Source organism: Saccharopolyspora erythraea, from assembly GCF_018141105.1.
Taxonomy (GTDB): Bacteria; Actinomycetota; Actinomycetes; order Mycobacteriales; family Pseudonocardiaceae; genus Saccharopolyspora_D; species Saccharopolyspora_D erythraea_A.
Genome location: NZ_CP054839.1, coordinates 1160482 through 1180713, shown reverse-complemented (window position 1 = coordinate 1180713; position 20232 = coordinate 1160482). Strand labels below are relative to the sequence as shown.

The window sequence follows — 20232 nt, the reverse complement described above, 5'->3', positions numbered from 1 at the left end:
GGGCGCCCGCGCGCCGTCGTCGTCAGCGATCGGCCGGGCTGACCTTCTTCACGTAGAGCAGGCGGTCGCCCTGCTCGATGGCATCGGCCTCCGGCGCGTCCACGCGGTAGAGCTGCCCGTCGCGCACGACACCGAGCACGATGTCGGAGAGGTGCCGCGGCGAACCGCCCACCTCCCCCGGCTCGACGTCGCGCTCGGCGATCGCGAGCCCGACGTCCGGGGTGAGCAGGTCCTCGAACATCTCCACCACCGACGGCGTCGTGGTGGCCATGCCGAGCAGCCGGCCCGCGGTCTCGCTGGACACCACGACCGAGTCCGCGCCCGACTGCCGCAGCAGGTGCACGTTCTCGGCCTCCCGCACCGCCGCCACCAGCTGCGCCTTGGGCGCCAGCTCGCGCGCGGTCAGCGTCACCAGCACCGCGGTGTCGTCGCGGGCGGGCGCGACGACGATGGCCCGCGCCCGCGGGATGCCCGCCACGCGCAGCACGTCGGAGCGGGTGCCCGACCCGTTGACGGTGACCAGGCCGAGCGAGGACGCCGCCTCCAGCGCGGTGTGGTCGGTGTCGACGACCACGATGCGGCCCGGTTCGAGGCCGTCGCCGAGCAGCGCCTTGACCGCCGAACGGCCCTTGGTTCCGTATCCGATGACGACCACGTGGTCGCGCACCCTGGACCTCCAGCGTTGGATCTTGAAAGCCTGCCGGGAGCGCTCGGTGAGCACCTCCAGCGTGGTACCGACCAGCACGATCAGGAACAGCACCCGCAACGGCGTGATGATCAGGACGTTGACCAGCCGCGCCTCCGGGCTGACCGGCGTGATGTCACCGTAGCCCGTCGTGGAAAGCGACACCGTGGCGTAGTAGATGCAGTCGAGCAGGCTCAGCTCGCCGCCCGCGGCGTCCCGGTAGCCGTCGCGGTCGAGGTAGACGATCAGCACGCTGGCGGCCAGCGCGAGCATCGCCCCGATGACGCGGCGGACGATCGACTGCACCGGACTGCTGGTGGCCTCCGGCATCCGGATCACGCCGACCAGCGCGTGGTCGGGCCTGCTGGTCAGCCGGTCGACGGCGGACTCGTCGTCGGACCGCCCGACGATGAACGGGTTGGCCCGCATCCCACGGCCGCGTGGGCTCATGACCCTTGCTCCGGGAGGCGGGTTCGGTGGTCGGTCACGCCGCGACAGTAACTTCTCGGGTCCCGGCCGGTGCAGCGGGAGCGCACTTCTTCGGAGACGTCTTCCGCACCCCGGAACGACCGGACTTGTATACGAAGGTGCCCTGCGGATTACCATGCTGCCGTGCAGCACCTGGAGCACGCGGCTACCGCCCTCGGGTGGGAAGGGCATCTCATTCCGGACGTCGAAGTGCTCGGCGCCCGCTTCGCCGCTGTGGCCAGGATCCGCCCGGACGTCCACCGGTGGCGCACCGACAACGGCTGGGAACCCGAGCTCAACCCGACCTGGTTCCGCTCCTGGTCCGAGCCGAGCATGCACGACCACCTGCCGCTCGCGGCGGTGCACCTGCTGGGGATCATGGTGCCGGTCGCCAAGGCCCGGCACGCGGTGCGCGCCTGCGGCACGCTGATGACGCTCGCGCCCTGCGCGGTGGTGCTCCCCCACGACCACCCGTACAAGCCGTGGCGGATGGTCGAGCTGGACTACTACGGAATCGGCGCGGTCAACGCCGGACCGGTCGGCCCGGCCGAGCTGGTGCTGCGACCGGAGGACCGGTCGCGGGAGTTCGGTTCGTCGCTTTTCGGCCGCTGGCTGCTGGAAGTGCTGTATTCCAGGGTGCTCGAGCGGCACCACCACCCGGCGGAGAACACCGGCTGCTGACGGCAGGAACACCGTCCGCCGCCCGGCCGCGCAACGCCCGCGAACAGGGGAACGGGCCGACAGGAGCCGCGGCCGGACTTGCCGTTCCCGCAACGGGAAACGCCGACCGCGGTGGAGGGACCCCGCTGCGCCGGGGTCCCCGACGTCGTCACTAGGCGATCACGTACTCGTGCCAGGCCATGCCCTCGGAGTTCCACCGCATGCCGCGCCCCTCGTTGAGCGCGCGCAGCGCGTGCATCGTGTGCGGCCAGCGGCGGATGACGTTGGCCACCGCGACCGGAGTCATCTTCTCGCTGGTCCGCCGGTGCTCGCCGGGCCCGAGCAGGGCGATGCCGCCTTCGGTGGAGATGATGTCGGCGAGCACGACCTGGCCGGACAGCGCCGTCTGCTCCACGCTGACGATGTGGTGGGGGTGCAGATCCGACGGCCACGTCTTGCGGTCCAGGTCGGCCGCGACCGGCTGCTGGCACTCGCCGCACCTGCACTCGAACTCGCCGGTCCAGCCGTGCTGGGTCCACGACCACACCGCGACCGAGCCCGCCTCCAGCTCGGCCAGCGCGCTGACGTGCGGCCACGCCCCGACCACCGCGCTGAGGACGGTCCGCTTGGTGGGGCCTTCCTCGTCGCCGGGGCCGAAGAAGGACCAGCCGCCGCCGCCGTCGCGGCGCACCCGGACCAGCGGCACGCGCATGCCGAGAACGTCCTCGGCCACGGCCACTTCGGTGTCCGGCGGAGTCTTCAGCTTCCACTCTTTGTTCTGCACGGCGCGAATGTTGGTCTTCCGCGACCGGCGATCTCAAGCCGCGCCACACGAACGTGTACTCATTTCTCTGTTTTCGCCTGTCCGGGAAAGCGATCCGAACGATTCACGGTCCGTTCCCGGTCAGCACCGCCCTATTCCGCCGCCGGCACCGAACGCAGGAGCTCGCGCAGCCCCTCCGCGTCGAGGAGGTCCGCCGGGCGCAGCGTGCGGTCGTGGCGCACGTAGTGGAAGGCGGCCCGGACTTTTTCCAGCGGTGCGCCGGAAAGCGCCGACCACGCCAGCCGGTAGGCGGCGAGCTGGACCGACAGCGCGCGCACCTGGTCGCCAGCCGGTACCGCACCGGTCTTCCAGTCGACGACGGTCCAGCCGCCGTCCGGGTCGGCGAACACCGCGTCCATCCGTCCGCGGACCACGACCCCCTCGACCTGCGTCTCGAACGGCACCTCGACGCGGTGCGGGGTGCGGTCGGCCCACGAACCGGCCAGGAACGCCTGTTGCAGCACCTCGAGGTCGTCGTGCGGGGTCGCCGACTCGTCGGCGGCGCCCGGGAGCTCGTCGAAGTCCAGCAGCGCGGTGGAGGTGAAGCGGTGCTCCAGCCAGGAGTGGAAGGCCGTGCCGCGCCGGGTCATCGGGTTCGGCGGGTAGGGCAGCGGCCTGCGCAGCTTCCTGGCCAGCGCGTCGGCGTCGTCGGCGAGCTCGACGAGCTGGCTCACCGACAGGTGCTCGGGCAGCCGGACCTGGTCGCGGCGGCGCGCGGCGGCGGCGCGCTCGGCGAGCAGCACGTCGACGTCGCGGGCCCAGCCGTCCTCGTCCTCCTCGTCGGGCGCCGCGGAGTCCACCGCGTCCAGCGCCGCGAGCACCAGGTTCGCGCCCTCCGCGACGGCATCCCGCCGGGCACCCAGCGGATCCACCGGCCACTGTGCGCTGCGAACGGCTTCGGCCAGCGGGTTCGGCGCGTCTTCCGGGGGCTGCGGAGACCACTGCTCCACGACACCGACATCGGGCGACTTGACGACTTCGGCCAGGTGCAACAGGAAGTCCGACGGCCCCTTGGGCTTGTCCCCGCCTTCGGCCCACCAGTGACCGGAGAGCAGCAGCGCCCGTTCCGAGCGCGTCACCGCGACGTAGAGGAGCCTGCGCTCCTCGGTGAGCCTGCGGTCCTCGAACTCCTCGTCGTGGGCCTCCAGCGCCTCGACGATCTCCTTGCGGTCCATGCCCTGCAGCCGGTCGAGGTCCAGGCGCGGCAGGTCCTTGGCGTCACCGCGCAGCCGCGCGGGCAGCTCGGTGACCGCACGCAGCCACGATGAAGCCTTCCGCTTGCCGGGGAAGACGTCGCGCACCAGGTGCGGGACGGCGACGACCTCCCACTCCAGGCCCTTCGCGGCGTGGACGGTCAGCACCTGGACGCGGTCGTCGGCGACCTCCACCTCGCCCGGTTCCAGGCCGTCCTCGGCGCGTTCGGCGGCGGCGAGGTAGTCCAGCAGCGCGGGCAGCGTCGCCGACGGGCTCGCGGTGGCGAAGTCGGTCACCACGTCGGCGAAGGCATCGAGGTGGATGCGGCCCGCACCACCCGGCCGGGACAGGCTCTCGATGTCCAGCAGCAGCGTGCGTTCGACGTCGGCCACCAGCTCCGGCAGCGGCTGCTCCAGCCTGCGACGGAGATTCGCGAGCTCCCGGCCCAGCCGCCGGATGCGCTGGTAGCCCGGCTCGGAGTACCGCTCGGCGTTGCCCGGGTCGTCGAGCGCGTCGACCAGACCGGCCTGCTCGGCGTGCTCGCCCGGCAGCGCCGCGGCCACCGCGGCAGCCGGGTCGTCGGACTCCGGTGCGCCGAAGGCCCGCTCGCCCAGCTCCCTCGCCCGGTCCCACAGCGCGGCGATGTCGGCGGCGCCGAGCCGCCACCGCGACCCGGTCAGCAGGCGCATCGCGGCCGTTCCCGCCAGCGGGTCGACCAGCATGCGCAGCGCGCTCACCAGGTCGCGGACCTCGGCCTCGTCGAGCAGGCCGCCCAGCCCCACCACCTCGACCGGGAGTCCGCGGTCCCGCAACGCCGCCGCGAGGTCCGCCATGTCGGCTCGACGGCGCACCAGCACCGCCGCGGTCGGCGGGCGGCCGGTCTCGTCGAGGGCCGCGTGCCACTGCGCCGCGATCCGGTCGGCAACCCAGTCCCGCTCCTGGCGGACGTCCTCCGCCAGCGCGACGCGGATGTCACCGGCCTCCGCACCGTCCTTGGCGCGCAGCTCCTCGACCTCCAGTCCGGCTTCGCGCAACGGCGCGGAGACCGCGTTGGCCACCCGCAGCACCTCGGGCGGGTTGCGGAAGCTGGTCAGCAGCCCGTAGCGGCGCGCCGGGGCCATCGAGTCCTTCGGGAAGTCGGTGGTGAAGCGGGGCAGGTTGGCCGCGCTCGCGCCGCGCCAGCCGTAGATGGCCTGCGCGGGGTCGCCCACCGAGGTCACCGGCATCGTCCTGCCCTGCCCGAACAGGGAGCGCAGCAGGACGCGCTGGGCGTGGCCGGTGTCCTGGTACTCGTCGAGCAGCACCGCGCCGAAGCGCTCGCGCTCCCCCGCCACGACCTCCGGGTGCTCGGCGGCGAGCCCGGCGGCCAGGGACATCTGGTCGGCGAAGTCCATCGCGGCTTCCCGCCGCTTGCGCTGCGCATACTCGGCCAGCAGCGGCAGCAGCGCGACGCGCAGGCGCTGGGTCGCCACAACCTTCTGCAGGTCCTTGGGCAGGTCGGCCTTCTGCCGCTTGGCCCTCGGCGCGTTCTCGATCGTCCTGCACAGCGCATCGGCGTGGGCGCGCAGGTCGTCCGGGCGCACCAGGTGCTCGGCCAGCTCCCCGGCCAGCGAGAGCAGGTAGCCGGTCACGGTGGAGGGGACCTTGTCGGTGTCGAGGTCCTCGGTCCAGGTGGACACCACTCGGTGCGCGAGCTGCCACGCCGCGGTCTCGGTGAGCAGGCGCGCGCCCGGCTCGACCGGCACGCGCAGCCCGTGCTCGCCGACGAGCCTGCCCGCGTAGGCGTGGTAGGTCAGCACCGTCGGTTCCCCGGCCAGCACGGTCGACCGCAGCTCACCGCTCGGGTCGACCTCGTCGAGCAGACCGGAACCTGCCAGCCTGCGCAGCCGCGCACGCACCCGGTCGGCGAGCTGCCTGGCGGCCTTGCGGGTGAAGGTCAGGCCGAGCACCCGCTCCGGGGTGACCAGCCGGTTGGCCACCAGCCACACCACGCGGGCTGCCATCGTCTCGGTCTTGCCCGCTCCCGCACCGGCGACGACCAGCGCCGGTTCCGGCGGTGCCGCGATGACCTCGGCCTGCTCCGGCGTCGGCGGATGCAGCCCGAGGGCGTGCGCGATCCGCTGCGGTGCGATCACTGGCCGACCTGCCTTCCGGCCGGGTGCACCGGGCAGCAGGTCCGCGCCGGGCAGCGCGGGCAGTCGGCGTTCTCGCTGGCGACGTAGGCGGGGCCGACGCTGGAGGCGGCCGCGTCGTGGACGACGTCGAGCCAGACCCGGACGCGGTCGCCGTCCAGCCCCCGCTGGACCCGCTCGGTCGCGGCACCGGTACGCGCCTCGGGCTTTGCCACGTACAGCAGCCGCGCGCCGCCGGGTTCGGTCCGGCCGCCGTCGTCGAAGGCGCCCAGCGCCGCGGCGAGCTGGTAGACCGCGAGCTGCGGGTGCTCCTCCGCGTCGTTCTTGCTCACGGGGGTCTTGCCGGTCTTGACGTCGACGACCACCGGACGCCCTTCGCCGTCGGCCTCCAGGCGGTCCACCCGCCCGCGCAGCCGGAGCCACGGCCCGCCGTCGCGTCCCTCGATGGTCAGGTCCAGGTCCTTCTCGACGCCGACCTGGGTCAGCTCGGCGCGCGAGGCGACCAGCCACGCCTGGAAGGACTCGATCATCCGCTCGACCCGGGCGCGCTCCTTGCGCGAGAACCACGGCGCTCCGGCGTCGACCGACTCCCACGCCTCGTCCAGCGCGCGGTGGAGCTGCTCCTCGGTGGCGCCGTCGGCGGCCGCCTGCACCAGCGCGTGCACCAGGGTGCCGGTCACCGACGCCAGTTCCGCGGCGTCCTGGCCGCCGTGGCGCTCGGCCATCCAGCGCAACGGGCACTTCGACAGGGTGTCCACAGTGGATGGTGACACCCGCACCGGCTCGTCGCCTTCCACCAGCGGGCTCTCGCAGGAGCTCGGGGGCAGGCCGTACCAGGCGTCCGGGTGCGCGCCGGGCACACCGGCGTCGGCCAGCCGCGCGAGCTGCGCCGCCGCGCGCTCCCGCCGGCGCGCGGGGGCCTCCACGTCGCACACCACCTGCCGCAGCTCGCCGACCAGCTCGGCCAGCACCAGGCCGCGCTCCGGCCGGGCGATCGGGCGCTCGGCGGAGTCCGGGTCGCTGACCACGCCCTCCAGCTCGTCGAGGAACCGGGACGGCTGCTCGTCCTCACCGCGCACCGCGCTGACCAGCAGGCCGCCGCGCGCGCGGCTGGCCGCCACCAGCAGCAGCCTGCGCTCCTCGGCCAGCAGCGGCGCGGTCGCCGAGACCCGGTCGGCGGCGTCCACTCCGGACAGCACGTCGACCAGCCGCTCCACGCCCAGCAGCGAACCGCGCAACCGCAGGTCGGGCCAGGTGCCCTCCTGCACGCCGGGGATCGCCACGACCTCCCACTCCTGGCCGGCGGCCGCGTGCGCGGTGAGCACCGAGACCGCGTTCTCCTTCGGGGCCGACGGCGCCAGCGAGCTGCCCGCGATCTGCTGGCCGGTCAGGTAGTCGGCGAAGCCCGCGATGTCGGCGCCGGGGAGCCGGTCGACGTACTGCGCCGCCGCCTCGAACAGCGAGACCACCGCGTCGAGGTCGCGGTCGGCCTGCGCGCCGGTGACACCACCGCGCTCGGCGACGGCGAGCCAGCGCTGCTGCAACCCGGCGGCCTGCCAGACGCGCCACAGCACCTCCTCGACCGACCTGCCGTCGTCGACCGCCTCGCGCGCGACCTTGAGCAGGTGCGCGACCTTGCGGGCCGGTCCGGCCGAGGAGTCGTCGAGCGCCGCCAACGCGTCGTCGCCGCGCAGCACCTCCACCAGCAGGTCGCCGCTGGAGCGGCTGCCGCCCGCGGCCAGCTCCAGGCGGCGCAGGCCGCGGCGCAGCCTGCGCAGCGCGAGCGGGTCGGCGCCGCCGAGCGACGACGCCAGCAGCTCGGCGGCGGAGTCCGGGTCGAGCGCCGTCGGGCGGCCCGCGCAGCGCAACAGCGTCAGCAGCGGGCGGACCGCGGTGCGCTGAGCGAGCGGCAGGTCGTCCACCGGCAGCACCAGCGGCACGCTCGCCGCCAGCAGAGCCCTGCGCAGCACCGGCAACGAGAGCCCGGTGGAGCGCACCACCACCGCCATGTCCGACCACGGCACCCCGTCCAGCAGGTGTGCGCGGCGGAGCTGGTCGGCGACCCACGCCGCCTCCTGCGCCTCGGACGCGTGCAGCCTGACCTGCACCGAGCCGCCGGGGCAGTCCTCGGGTTCGGCGAGCCTGCGCTGCGGCCCGGCGCCGGGCAACCGCTCCGCCAGCCGCTGCACGGCGGAGCGGACCGCCTTGGACATCCGGTGGTCGACGGTGAGCACGACGGTGTTGCCGCCGTCGGGGTCGGCGTCGCGCACGCTGCCCGGATCGGCGCCGCGGAAGGTGAAGACCGCCTGGTCGGGATCACCCGCCAGCACGAACTCGGCCGCCGTCGCGCCGAGGCGCTGGAGCAGCCAGTACTGCTGCGGGTCGAGGTGCTGGGCGTCGTCGACGAGCAGGTGGCGCACCCGCTGCCGTTCGACGTGCAGCAGGTCGGGGTCGGTGTCGAAGGCCAGCAGCGCCGACGAGACCAGCTCGGCGGCGTCCATGCCCGCCGCGTCACCGCCGCCGCGCAGCAGCGTGACCTGCTCGTACTGCCTCGCGAAACGTCCGGCGGCGACCCACTCCGGCCGGTCGTGGCGGCGGCCGAGCTCGACCAGCCCGTCCGGCCCCACGCCGCGTTCGGCGGCGCGCAGAAGCAGGTCCCGCAGCTCTTCGGCGAATCCGGGCACGCTCAGCGCCGGGCGCAACGCCTCCGGCCAGTCCGGCGCGCCCTCTTCCAGGTCGCCTTGCAGGAGGTCGCGTACCAGCGCGTCCTGGTCGGGACCGTTGAGAAGCCGGGGCGCGGGCAGCTGCTCGCGCACGGCCTGCAACCGCAGCACTGCGAACGCGTAGGAGTGCACGGTGCGCACCAGCGGCTCGGGCGCGGTGCGCAGGCCGCCGTCGGAGGCGGTCAGGCGCCGCGTGATCTCGGCGCGCGTCCGCGCGGCGGCGCGCCGGCTCGCGCACAGCACGAGCACGTTCTCCGGCGCGACTCCGCCGTTGCGGATCCGGTCGGCGGCGACCTCGGCGATCAGCGTGCTCTTGCCCGTCCCCGGACCGCCCAGCACCCGCAGGAATCCGCCGTCGCTTTCCAGTACCCGCCGTCCGGCGGCGTCCCAGACCGGCCGCGGCCGGTCGGAGCCGGCGCGGCGCACGAGCACTGGTGCGGACGCGGGAGGCACGGGCCGATCGAATCATGCCGCCCCGACAGGACGGTTGACGGGCAGGTCAGACGCGCCGCACTAGATCTTCCTCAGGTGAATCTTAAGTACGGCTTTTGGTGGTACAAACCAATTTGAACCCGTGCCAGCGTCCATGGTCATCACGGAACTCCCCCGTCCCGTGACACCCCGAACCACTGCGATCCCGTAGGAGGACACGTGGGCAAGATCAGGAAGAACCTGCTGGCATGGGCCGGAACCGGCGTGGCGGCGGCGTGCGCGGTCACCATGACCGCCGTCCCCGCGCTCAGCACCCCCGAAACCGAGGCGGCGGGCGTGGTCAGCGCCTCGCCGTACCTCTACAACGGCTGGGGAAACCCGCCGAGCCCGACTGACGTGATGAGCGCGTCCGGCATCAAGAACTTCACCCTCGCTTTCATCCTGGCCGACGGCACCTGCAACCCCGCGTGGGACGGCAACCGCCCGCTGGACGGGCAGGACAAGGCCACCATCGACGCGATCCGCGGCGCGGGCGGCGACGTCATCCCGTCCATCGGCGGCTACTCCGGCAGCAAGCTCGGTGAGGTCTGCCAGGACTCGCAGTCGCTGGCCGCCGCATACCAGAAGGTCATCGACGCCTACGGGCTCAAGGCCATCGACGTCGACATCGAGGCGACCGAGTTCGAGAACGACGCGTCGCAGACCCGGGTTCTCGAGGCGCTGAAGATCGTCAAGGAGTCCAACCCCGGCCTGCAGACCGTCCTGACATTCCCGACGCTGGTCAACGGCCCGAACGACGTCGGCAAGCGGATGATCGACAAGGCCGCCCAGATCGGATCGGACGTCGACGTCTGGACGCAGATGCCGTTCAACTTCGGCGGCGGGGACATGGCGGCCGACACCATCACCTCCACCGAGGGCCTGGTCGCCCACCTCAAGAACGCGTTCGGCTACGACGACGCGACCGCCTACGCGCACGCGGGCATCTCGTCGATGAACGGCAAGTCCGACACCGGTGAGACCGTCGACCAGGCCGCGTTCCAGAAGATGGCCGACTACGCCAAGGAGAAGGGCCTCGGCCGGTTGAGCTTCTGGTCGGTCAACCGCGACCGTCCGTGCGACGGCGCCCCCGACTCCTGCGGCGGCATCGACCAGCAGGCGTGGGACTTCACCAAGATCGTGGCGGGCTTCCAGGGCTGACGCCGCACCGGGCTCTCCGGCGGTCGCGCCGCCGCCGGAGGGCCCCGCTCAGCCGCCCCAGCGGTACTGGCGCATGTCGATGCGCGCGCCGTCGGCCAGCACGCCCTCGGCGCGCAGCAGCTCGAGCTGCCTGCTGCGCAGGTGCTCGGCGACGGTGCCGTTGGCCCGCAGCACCCGGTGCCAAGGCAGGTCGGCGGAGTCCTCGGCCATGATGCGGCCCACGAGCCTGGCCGAGCGCAGCCCGGCGAGCTCGGCGACGTCGCCGTAGGAGAGCACCTTCCCCGGCGGGATGGCGGCGACGACGGACCGGACCTGCTCCAGGGTTTCCTCGTCCACGAGCCGAAGGTACCGGCGGCGACCGACCGAGGCAGCCGAGGGCGTCGACGTCAGCGGGCGAGCCTGGGCAGTTCCTCGGCGACCAGCCGCACCAGCGACCCGGTGCGGGCCCGGTCGGGCATCACGTAGGGCAGGCCCGCGGCCGCGATCGGGGCCGCGGTCACCGGACCGACGCAGGCGATGAACACCTTCTCCCGCAACGCCTCGCGGAACCGCTCGCCGCGCCCGGTGCGGTCGGCCCGGTTCAGCAGGTTCGTCGCGGCCGGGGCGCTGGTGAACGGCAGCGCGTCGACCTCGCCCGCCAGCACCGCGTCGATGAGGTCGTCCAGCGCGGGCAGGTCGAGCGGGTCGGTCCAGCGGTACACGGTGACCGGCAGGACCTCCGCTCCCGCGTCGCGCAGCTCCGACTGGAAGCGCAGCATCGGGTCGCCGTGGACCTGCAGGACGATCCGGGCGCCCGAGACGCCGCGAGCCAGCAGGTGTTCGAGCACCTCGGCCGACTCCTCCGCTGGGGACGTCCACTCCTCGACCAGCCCGGCGCCCCGGACCGCGCCCTTGGCCTTGGCGCCGCGCGCCAGCAGCGTCGCCGACCGCAGGTGCTCGACGAGCCGGTCGCGCACGCCGTTGGCCTCGGCGGCCTCCAGCCAGCCCCGGAAACCGACACCGGTGATCGCGATCGCGATGTCGACCGGTGCGGACAGCACCTCCTCGGTGGCCGAGGCGAGCTCGCCGTCCTCCGGCAGCGGCACCGTGTGCATGGCGGCCCCGTACAGCACGCGGGCACCGCGGCGGGACAGCAGCGCCCCGATCTCCTCCGCCTTGCGCTCCGCGGTGACCCCCACGGTGAAGCCGGTCAGGGGTTGTTGTTCGTCATGCACCCCGACATCGTCACACATCGGTACCCGCGGTTCACCGTTTCCTATCCGCGACCCGGAGGCCCACGCCGGTCACGGACCCCAGCAGCGGGAACCCGACAACGACCACCGAGGCGGCGAGCAGATACCGCCCGACGGCGGTGGCCGGATCGAGCTGCGCGCCCAGGTCCACGAGCGCCCGGTGCACCATGGGCAGCGCGGGGGTCTCGGCGGTCTGGAGCGGCAGGCGCGCACGCAGCAGCGGCGCCAACCAGCTCGTCAGAAGGGCGGCTCCGACCGAGGCGCCGAGCACCGCGACCACCGGGGCCGGCGGTGCCCACGTCACCCTCGCCCACGCAGCCGCGGTGAGCGCGATCCACCCGGTCGTCAGCCAGCACCCGCCGACCACCGCGAAGCACCACAGCAGTTCCAGCTCCCATTCCACGGCCAGCGGGAAGAGCCCGAGCGCGGAGTCCACCGGCGTGAGCGCGACACCGAGCACCAAGCCCGCCGCGAAGGCAGTGCCCAAGGCCGTGGCCCGGCTCCTCCCGCGGCTCATCCGGGCGAACAGCACCGACCGCCACACCGCGAGCGAGAGCACGAGGCCGACGGGGACGGTGAGCGCGGCGAGCTGCCACCCCGTGTACCGCACCTCCTCGGCCAACAGCTCCGGCAGGGCGAGCTGCTGGAGCACGGTCGGCCAGCCCAGCCCGGCGACCATGCCGAGCAACAGGAACTCGGCCGCGGTGGACTTCAGCAGCGGGTGCCAGCCGTTGACCGCGTCTCTGCGCTCGGCGGGGCTCGGGTGCAGGCGCAGCAACCGGTGCGCCCACCGGTCGTGGTCCTTGCGGTCGAGCACACCGAGCAGTCCGGCCGGGCTACCGGCCCAGTGCACCGAGCGAAGGTCCGCGTAGTACTCACGGCTGCGCAGCACGGAGTTCCGCACCAGGAGCGCGATCCCCGCGGTCAGGAGCAACTGCCAGCCGGTCAGCCAGGGGTTGTAGCTCCCGGCGAAGTCGTCGTCGAACACCAGCAGCACCCCGACCGGCACCAGCACCCCGAAGACGAACGACCGCCACACGGCCAGCGTCAGCGCGGTGAGGTCGATGTCGCGGTTGCGGACGTGGGCCAGTTCGTGGAGGACGATCGCCCGGAACGCCTCCGGATCCCGCCCAGCCAGCACCAGCAGACCGCGGTTGAGCGCCACGTACCGGCGCCCGGGGAGGCCGAACGCGACACCACCCACGCGCGGATTCAGCACGTCCAGCAGGAAGGTGACCCGGACACCGGCCAGCGCGCAGCACTCCCGCAGCGTGCGGCGCAGGTCGGGGACGTCGTCCAGCCGCAGGCGCACCAGCCTGCGACGGCGGGTCCTCAGCGCCGGGGCCAGGAAGTACTGGCACAGCACCAGAACCACGAGGACCAGCAGCACGGACAGCGGAGTCGGCAGCGGCAGCGGGTTCGGCGCGAAGAAGCACTCGCGGTGCTCGTCCACCAGCGCCCCGATCGCCGCCCCGTCCACGTCCCTGATGGCCCGGACGTAGCGCGACCAGACCTGGAAGCAGCCCGGTCCGCCCTCACCCCAACCACGAGTCAGCTTGGCGAGGACGTAGGAATCGGCGGTCCGGGTCGTCGTCGTGATGACGCACACCAGCAGTACGACGAACCGCAGCAACGTGCCGGACGGCAGCAGGAAAGCCAGCGACCTCTCGTCGCCCCGGCTACTCGGCCTCATCGGGCAGGCTGAGACGTCCCACGATCGCGTCGGCCATGATCCCGGCCTCCCGGCGCGGCACGTGGAACGCCCGCGCCTGCTCGTAGGCGTGTTCCCGCACCCTGCGCAGCTGCTCCGGTGTCAGGGCCGGCACCTCGACCTCCGCGGACTCCGCCGCACCCGCGACGTCGTCCGGTGGTTGCAGCCGCCGGAAGAGCCGCTTGGTCCAGGCCCGGATCGTCGACGAGGACTCCTCGCGAACCGACGACCGGACCTCCAGCGCGACGAAGACTGCGGCCGACTGCGCGGCAGCGAGCGCTCCGAAGGTGAGCACCGACAGCGCGGTGTCGAGTCCGAAGCCCAGCGGGTCGTCGAATCCGCGGTCGCCGCGGGCCGGCCGCCGCAGGTACTCGTCGCAGGTCTCCTCGAACAGCGGTAGCTCGTCGGGCGCGGCGGCTTCCACCGCGCTCCTGGCGAGCGCCGCGACCAGCCGCTGCTCCGGTGTGCGTGTCCCCACCCTGCCTCCTCCGCTCGACCCCCGAGCGAATTATCGGCCACCGCAACGACATTCCGGGCCGTTGCGCGACAGGAAAGGGATCAGAGCACTTCGAGGACCATCTGGGAGGCGTGCTCCAGACCACCGAGCGAAGCCGTCGTGGAACGCGGGTGCAGCGCGTGCACGGCCAGCCGGAACAGCAGGGCGCGCAACAGCGCCTGCGGCCACTCCGAGAGGTGCGACCAGCGCTCGACGATCGCCGGGTCCGAGCCGCCCCAGGCCAGGGCGTCGATCACCACGACCGCCGACGCCCACTCGGCGGGACGCCAGTACGGGGAGAAGTCGATGATGCCGGGCGGGGCGTTGCCCGCGAACAGCACGTTGCCGAACAGGTCGCCGTGCACCACCTGCGGGCGCAGCTCCACCTTGCGGCGCGAGGTCGCGAGCACGTCGTAGAGCCTGCCGCCCTTGTCGGACTGCAGCGGGTACTCCTCCTCGCCCCAGGCCATCCGGTCGGCCAGCGCGTAGATGTCCTGGCGCGTGGCCAGGAAACGCGGCCTTGCCAGGAACCGGCTCGCCGCGTGCAGCCTCAGCGACATCGCCACGACCTCGTCGTGGCGGGGCTCCGGGCGGCCTGCCAGGTCCCGGCTCGCCGACCAGCCCGCGACGACCCAGCGGCCGTCGGTGGAGCGGACCGGGCGGGAGATCCGGACGTCGTCGGCTTCCAGCACGTCGAGGGTCTGGGCGACCCAGGCGGCCTCGGCGGTGTTCGCGGCGGGCTTGAGCACGATGTCGCCGCAACGCCAGGCGACCGCTCCGTCGAGCAGCTCGGGTTCCTCGACGCGCGCGCCGAACGCCGCGCGCACGTGCGGCGGGGGCGGCTCCGGCGTAGCAGTCACGGGCGAGACGCTACCTCGACAGTCCGCTTTTCCACAGCGGACGCTCCGAGAAGCGCCGCGTGGCCGGGCGATGGATGTCACATCGCCCGGCCACGCGTGCAACGGCGAGCGCCGGTCAGTAGGTCGGCAGGCTGGTGTCGACCTGGTTGGCCCAGCCGAGCACCCCGCCGCCGACGTGCACCGCGTCGGAGAAGCCCGCCTTGTGCAGCGCCGCGAGCGCCTCCGCCGACCGGCCACCGGACTTGCAGTGCAGCACGATCTTGCGGTCCTGCGGCAGCTCCGAGAGCGCCTCGCCGGACAGGATGCGGTCCTTGGGGATCAGCTTCGAGCCCTCGATCTTGACGATCTCGTACTCGTGCGGCTCGCGGACGTCGATCAGCTCGAACTTCTCGCCGCGGTCGAACATGTCCTTGAGCTCGCGCGGGGTGATGGTGCTGTTCACCGCCGCCTGCTGCGCGTCGTCGGAGACCACGCCGCAGAACGCCTCGTAGTCGATCAGCTCGGTGATCGGCTCGGCCTCGGGGTCCTTGCGGATCTTGACGGTGCGGTAGCTCATCTCCAGCGCGTCGTAGATCATCAGGCGGCCCAGCAGCGTCTCACCGATGCCGGCGATGAGCTTGATCGCCTCGTTGACCATGATCGAGCCGATCGACGCGCACAGCACGCCGAGCACGCCGCCCTCGGCGCACGACGGCACCATGCCGGGCGGCGGCGGCTCCGGGTAGAGGTCGCGGTAGTTCGGGCCGTGCTCGGCCCAGAACACGCTGGCCTGGCCTTCGAAGCGGAAGATCGAGCCCCACACGTAGGGCTTGCCGAGCAGCACGGCCGCGTCGTTGACCAGGTAGCGGGTGGCGAAGTTGTCCGTGCCGTCCAGGATCAGGTCGTAGTCCCGGAAGATGTCGAGCGCGTTCTCCGAGGACAGGTGCGTCTGGTGCAGGTTGACCTTGACGAACGGGTTGACCTCGGCGATGGAGTCGCGCGCCGACTCCGCCTTCGGCCTGCCCAGGTCGGACTGGCCGTGGATGACCTGCCGGTGCAGGTTGGACTCGTCCACCTCGTCGAACTCGACGATGCCGAGCGTGCCGACACCGGCCGCCGCCAGGTACAGCAGCGCGGGGCTGCCGAGCCCGCCGGCACCGACGACGAGCACCTTGGCGTTCTTCAGCCGCTTCTGGCCGTCCATCCCGACGTCCGGGATGATCAGGTGGCGGCTGTAGCGCGCGACCTCTTCCTTGGTCAGCTCCGCCGCGGGCTCGACCAGCGGCGGCAGTGACGTAGCGCCGGACATCTCCCAGCTCCTCCTCCATGGTCGGTGACCCGCTGCGACGTGCGTGCGCGCGTCACGGGCACCACAAGCGTTCGCGATGGCGCCGAAGCGCCCCACGAAATCTGCAACGCCAGCCTGGCGGATCGTCTTCCGAGACCCAAAATACTCCCACCATCCGGGACGGATCCCGGCTCGCGGACGCCCGGAGGGCGGCGTGGGTCACTCCGCGACCGCGCCGCGGTCAGGGGCCGCCGTTGCCGCCGACCGGGAAGGGCCAGGCGTTGTACTTGCACACGAAGCCGTTGGCCGGGATGAACGTGCCCTGGTCGGCGACCTTGTTCAGCTCGTGCAACTCGTTGTTGGCGACGCTGAAGGTCTGCTGCATCATCACCGGCGCCAGCCCGCCCGGCGCGGGGCACCCGACGTGCCCGTTGCCGAAGACGTGGCCGACCTCGTGGTTGATCGCGTAGCGCCGGTAGCTGCCGGAGTCGCCCTCGAACGACACCGCGCCCCGCACCCAGCGCGCGGCGTTGATGTAGACCATGTCGCCCTTGCGGCACGAGCTGTCGAACGGCACGCCGTTGGAGAAGTCGCAGGCCTCGCGGGCGGTCTGCTGGCTGACCAGGATGACGCGGAAGTCCGGGCGCGGGCCGGTGCGGTCGACCCGCTCCAGCGCGATGCCCCCGGCCTGCGGGTTGGTCCAGCTCCGCGGGTCCGACAGCGTCTCCTGCACGAGGTGGCCGAAGCTGTCGTTGCCCTCGGAGAGCTTGACCCCCACCTCGACCTCGACGGTGTAGCGGTACAGGTCGCCCTGGCCGACCCGCGGCGAGGTGCCGGGCAGCACGTCGAAGGTCCGCGCGCCGAACTCCGGCAGCGGCGCTCCGGGGGGCAGGTCCGCCGAGAACATGTCCGGTGCGAAGGTCTGCCCCGGTGGCGCCTCGGTCACTATCGGCGCAGCGGGCCCGGTGTCGTCGTTCGGCGGGTTCATCTCGAGCGCCCGGCCCCCTTCGGGCGGCCGCACGGCCTGGAACACCGCGAGCGCGCTGACCACGACCAGCAGCGGCAGCGCGTAGATCCGCCAGCCGTAGCGCCCCAGCGCGCGCCTGCGGCGCGAGGGCTTGGGTGACTCGTCGTCGGCCTCGCCCGCGTGCTCCGCGGTGGGGTGCCAGGAGGCGGCCAGCGGCTCACCGCTGCGTTCCGAGCGGTGGCCTTCCGTCCGGCTGGAGACCACGCGACCGCCTCCTCTGCCCGACGACGGCTTGCGGGGTTCGGAGGCGCGCGGTCGGTGGGGCGGGCGGGTCACGGTCATAAGAGTGCCACAGCGCGGGAGGCGTCCCGCCCGAGGCGCTGGGCACTCCGGGTGATCGAATCCCCCAGATCACACGATATTACGCAGTTCGGTCATGATCTTCGGACATCGGCGGCATCCCAGGCGTGCAGAGGCGGCGTGAGTTGTCACACCTGCCACTTCCGGCACACCGGTAGCGCCCGGAACGGGTGAGAGCGATCCTTCGCACGAGCACCGGTGGCCATCGCTAACCTCATGCGATCACGGTGCGGAACCGGTCGGCTGCGCCGAGGGCGTCCCGGCCCCATCAGATCGGGCGATGCGACCTCGGTATCCGGGACTACCGACGAGTAAAGTCAGGACCCGGGGGCCGGGTGGTCACCGGCGAACCACGGAAGGAACCGGGTGGAGGCAAGGATGACGGAAACCGCGCAGCCGACCCGAGGCGTCCGGTTGCCACGCGACGCGCGCCGGGCCCAGCTTCTCGACGCCGCCCAGCACGTCTTCGTGCACAACGGCTACCACGCCGCCGCGATGGACGACATCGCCGAGCGCGCCGGCGTCAGCAAGCCGGTCCTCTACCAGCACTTCCCGGGCAAGCTCGAGCTCTACCTGGCGCTGCTGGAGACCCACGGCGGCGAGTTGGTCCGCCGGGTGCGCCAGGCCATCGAGTCCACCCCGGACAACAAGCACCGGGTGCGCGCGGCCGTCGGTGCGCTCTACGAGTTCGTCGACACCGAGGGGCAGGCGTTCCGCCTGGTCTTCGAGTCAGACCTGCGCAGCGAGCCGTCGGTGGAGCAGGCGGTGCAGAACGCGCTGTCCGGCTGCATCGACGCGGTGGCCGAGGCGGTGACCGCCGACGCCGGGCTCGACCACGAGCGCGCCCGGCTGCTGGCGGTCGGCCTGGTCGGGCTCAGCCAGGTCACGGCCAGGTACTGGCTCGACGCCTCGCAGACCGTCTCGCGCGACGAGGCGGTGACCCTGATGTCCACCCTCGCGTGGAAGGGCCTGTCGGGCTTCCCGCTCCAGGCGGGCTGACCGCCCGGCCCGGGCGCCGCGAAACGACGGTGCACGGCGCACGGCGGGCTGCCGGACACCGCGCACCATTCGGGCGGCCTAGTCCGCGCTCGCGGTCTTGGCGGCGCTGCCGGTGTTTGCGGCGCTCGCGGGCTTGGCGGCCTTCGAGCGGGTCCGGGGCTTGGCCTTGGAAGCGCCCTCGCCCGCCGGAGCGGAGCCGGTCGCCGCCCGCACCACACCGGCGATGCGGGCCGTGACCTCCGCGTCCCGTTCGAGCGGCAGCATGTGCCCCGCCCCCGCGTAGACCGTGAACCTGGCGTGGGGCAGCGCTTCGGTGAGCCGGACGGCGTGCGCGTACGGCGTCAGCCGGTCCGCCAGGCCCACGAGCACGACCGCGGGCACCGACCGGAAGGCGTCCAGCGCGGCGAGCCGGTCGTGCGCGGCGAGGGCGTCGCGGAAGGAAGCCATGTTCGACGGGTTGCACCCCGCGACCCAGTCCGCGGTGGACGCGACGTCTGTGGCGGCGGGCCGCTGCCCGAACAGCAGCCAGCGCAGCCCCGGCCGCAGGACGGCCGACCGCTTGCAGAGAGCTCGGCCGCGGGCCGCGGCCAGCCGGACGCGGACCCGGCGCTCCAGGTGGTTGGCGACCGCGGCGACCGGACCGGGCAGGCCGAGGGCCGGCGCCACCAGGCCACCGCACGACGTCCCGACCAGGGCCACCCCGGCGGCCCGCGCCTCGAACACCGCGCGGTGCCGCTCGACGAAGGCCATCAGGGTCATGCCGCCCATGGAGTGGCCGGCGAACACGATCGGCCCTTCCGGTACGCGTTCGCGGACAACGTCGGCCAGGTCGTCCGCGCACTGCTCGATCGTCGCGCTGCCCGGGGGCGCGGCGTCGCTCTCGCCGTGGCCGCGCAGGTCGTAGCGCACGATGCGGACCGGAGCGCCCACAGCGGCGGGCAGCCCGGCCACCACGCGGTCCCAGGTGTGCTTGGTCAGGGTCCAGCCGTGCACCAGCACCACCGTCACCGGCGCGTCGCGGTCGCCCTCCTCCAGCACCCGCAGCCGGGTGCCGTCGCAGGTGGTGAACATGCCCGGCGCGGTGGCGGGCAGTGTCGCGGTCATCGAACTCCCCGGGGTCGTCATCGGATCAGGTTCGCCTTCTTCCAGAACCGCATTCCGGGCTTGCCGACCAGACCCGCCTCGCCGAGGAAGGCCATGATCTTCTCGCCGCCCCAGTGCAGCGTGTCGAGGAAGTGCGGGTTCCGCCACGCGGCCCGGTGGGCGTCGCGCGGGCGCAGGCCGACCGCCTTGTAGACGTTGGGGTTGATGAGACTGAAGCAGATCGCCCAGGACACCAGCGCGGTCCAGAACTGGTGGTAGGCGCGCTCGGCCGCGTTGCAATCGGCCATCCGGCGCACGACCTCCTCGCGGGCGAAGGTGACGTGCCTGGCCTCCTCCAGCACGTGGATGCGGTTGACCATCCTGACCAGCGGCTGGACGTTCTCGTCATTCATCTGGTCGCGCTGGAACCGGTCCAGGATCTCCTCGGCGACCAGGATCGAGGCGTAGGCCGACGGCCCCTTCAGGACCGCGGGCAGCACCCGTCCTCCGAGGTGCAGCAGCGGGAGCGGACCGTAGGCAGGCGCGCCGACCCGGTCGACGGCCTTGGCGAACATCGTCGAGTGCCTGCACTCGTCGGCGACCTCGGTGAGGGCGTACTGGGCGTGGTTGCTCCGCGGGTCGCTGACGTAGAACTCCTTGAGCAGCATCTGCATGAGCAGCACCTCGAACCACAGGCCGTTGGAGGCGATGCTGGCGAACTCGTGCTTGGTCAGCTCGATGCGCTGCTCGTCGCTGAGCGCGTCCCACATCGGCGTGCCGTAGAGGGAGCTGCGGTGGAACGGGATGTAGGGCCTGTCCTCTGCCAGCGGCGCGTCCCAGTCGATGTCGACCTCGGGGTCGTAGCTGTTCTTCGCCGACGACCTCAGCAGTCTGGCCGCTGTCCTCTCACGGTCGTTGACCTGCAAGGTCCTGCTCATCT

At 72.7% G+C, this 20232-nt stretch carries 16 protein-coding genes; 3 read left to right on the top strand and 13 right to left on the bottom strand.

Annotation, left to right across the window (positions count from 1 at the left end; all coding sequences use genetic code 11):
- Positions 1-22 precede the first annotated feature (22 nt).
- Complete coding sequence (locus HUO13_RS05420; protein ID WP_211902670.1) at positions 23-1114, bottom strand: potassium channel family protein; 1092 nt, start codon at positions 1112-1114, stop codon at positions 23-25.
- Between the two features lie 183 nt (positions 1115-1297).
- Between HUO13_RS05420 and HUO13_RS05415 the strand changes: the two genes are divergently transcribed.
- Complete coding sequence (locus tag HUO13_RS05415) at positions 1298-1834, top strand: hypothetical protein (RefSeq protein ID WP_211900380.1); 537 nt, start codon at positions 1298-1300, stop codon at positions 1832-1834.
- Between the two features lie 151 nt (positions 1835-1985).
- On the opposite strand, the gene HUO13_RS05410 is transcribed toward HUO13_RS05415, so the two are convergent.
- The 3 genes from HUO13_RS05410 to HUO13_RS05400 all read right to left on the bottom strand — a co-directional run bounded on the left by HUO13_RS05410 (position 1986) and on the right by HUO13_RS05400 (position 9138).
- Positions 1986-2597: a hypothetical protein gene (locus HUO13_RS05410; RefSeq protein ID WP_211900379.1), complete on the bottom strand. Its 612-nt coding sequence runs from the start codon at positions 2595-2597 to the stop codon at positions 1986-1988.
- A gap of 131 nt (positions 2598-2728) precedes the next feature.
- A complete protein-coding gene (locus HUO13_RS05405; protein ID WP_211900378.1) occupies positions 2729-5965 on the bottom strand; it encodes an ATP-dependent helicase in 3237 nt (1078 codons plus the stop codon).
- The gene (locus HUO13_RS05400; RefSeq protein ID WP_249124466.1) at positions 5962-9138 is read right to left on the bottom strand and encodes an ATP-dependent helicase; all 3177 of its coding nucleotides are present in this window, start codon (positions 9136-9138) and stop codon (positions 5962-5964) included. Before HUO13_RS05400 ends, HUO13_RS05405 begins: the two co-directional genes overlap by 4 nt.
- Positions 9139-9336: 198 nt before the next feature.
- Here HUO13_RS05400 and HUO13_RS05395 point away from each other — a divergent pair, with 198 nt between their 5' ends.
- A complete protein-coding gene (locus HUO13_RS05395; protein WP_211900377.1) occupies positions 9337-10317 on the top strand; it encodes a chitinase in 981 nt (326 codons plus the stop codon).
- A gap of 48 nt (positions 10318-10365) precedes the next feature.
- Here HUO13_RS05395 and HUO13_RS05390 read toward each other — a convergent pair whose 3' ends face one another.
- The 7 genes from HUO13_RS05390 to HUO13_RS05360 all read right to left on the bottom strand — a co-directional run bounded on the left by HUO13_RS05390 (position 10366) and on the right by HUO13_RS05360 (position 17114).
- Entirely contained in the window at positions 10366-10653 is a 288-nt protein-coding gene (locus HUO13_RS05390; RefSeq protein ID WP_009946604.1) for an MGMT family protein, read from the bottom strand.
- Between the two features lie 50 nt (positions 10654-10703).
- Positions 10704-11531, bottom strand: a complete 828-nt coding sequence (locus HUO13_RS05385) for a uroporphyrinogen-III synthase (RefSeq protein ID WP_249124465.1) — start codon at positions 11529-11531, stop codon at positions 10704-10706.
- Positions 11532-11562: 31 nt separating this feature from the next.
- Entirely contained in the window at positions 11563-13242 is a 1680-nt protein-coding gene (locus tag HUO13_RS05380; protein WP_211900375.1) for a M48 family metallopeptidase, read from the bottom strand.
- Positions 13229-13738 (bottom strand): hypothetical protein, encoded by a 510-nt coding sequence (locus tag HUO13_RS05375; RefSeq protein ID WP_211900374.1) that lies wholly within the window; start codon positions 13736-13738, stop codon positions 13229-13231. Before HUO13_RS05375 ends, HUO13_RS05380 begins: the two co-directional genes overlap by 14 nt.
- Before the next feature lie 80 nt (positions 13739-13818).
- A complete protein-coding gene (locus HUO13_RS05370) occupies positions 13819-14616 on the bottom strand; it encodes a TIGR02569 family protein (protein WP_211900373.1) in 798 nt (265 codons plus the stop codon).
- Between the two features lie 115 nt (positions 14617-14731).
- On the bottom strand, positions 14732-15904 hold the full coding sequence (gene moeZ, locus HUO13_RS05365; protein WP_211900372.1) for an adenylyltransferase/sulfurtransferase MoeZ: 1173 nt from the start codon (positions 15902-15904) through the stop codon (positions 14732-14734).
- A 220-nt stretch (positions 15905-16124) separates the two neighbouring features.
- Positions 16125-17114 (bottom strand): DUF3152 domain-containing protein, encoded by a 990-nt coding sequence (locus HUO13_RS05360; RefSeq protein WP_211900371.1) that lies wholly within the window; start codon positions 17112-17114, stop codon positions 16125-16127.
- A 474-nt stretch (positions 17115-17588) separates the two neighbouring features.
- Here HUO13_RS05360 and HUO13_RS05355 point away from each other — a divergent pair, with 474 nt between their 5' ends.
- Positions 17589-18209 carry a TetR/AcrR family transcriptional regulator gene (locus HUO13_RS05355; RefSeq protein ID WP_211900370.1) on the top strand — a complete coding sequence of 207 codons (621 nt, stop codon included), beginning with the start codon at positions 17589-17591 and terminating at the stop codon, positions 18207-18209.
- Between the two features lie 78 nt (positions 18210-18287).
- Here the strand turns inward: HUO13_RS05355 and HUO13_RS05350 are convergent, their stop codons facing one another.
- Positions 18288-19313: an alpha/beta fold hydrolase gene (locus HUO13_RS05350; RefSeq protein ID WP_211900369.1), complete on the bottom strand. Its 1026-nt coding sequence runs from the start codon at positions 19311-19313 to the stop codon at positions 18288-18290.
- Positions 19314-19330: 17 nt separating this feature from the next.
- On the bottom strand, positions 19331-20230 hold the full coding sequence (locus HUO13_RS05345) for an AurF N-oxygenase family protein (protein ID WP_211900368.1): 900 nt from the start codon (positions 20228-20230) through the stop codon (positions 19331-19333).
- Positions 20231-20232: the final 2 nt, after the last annotated feature.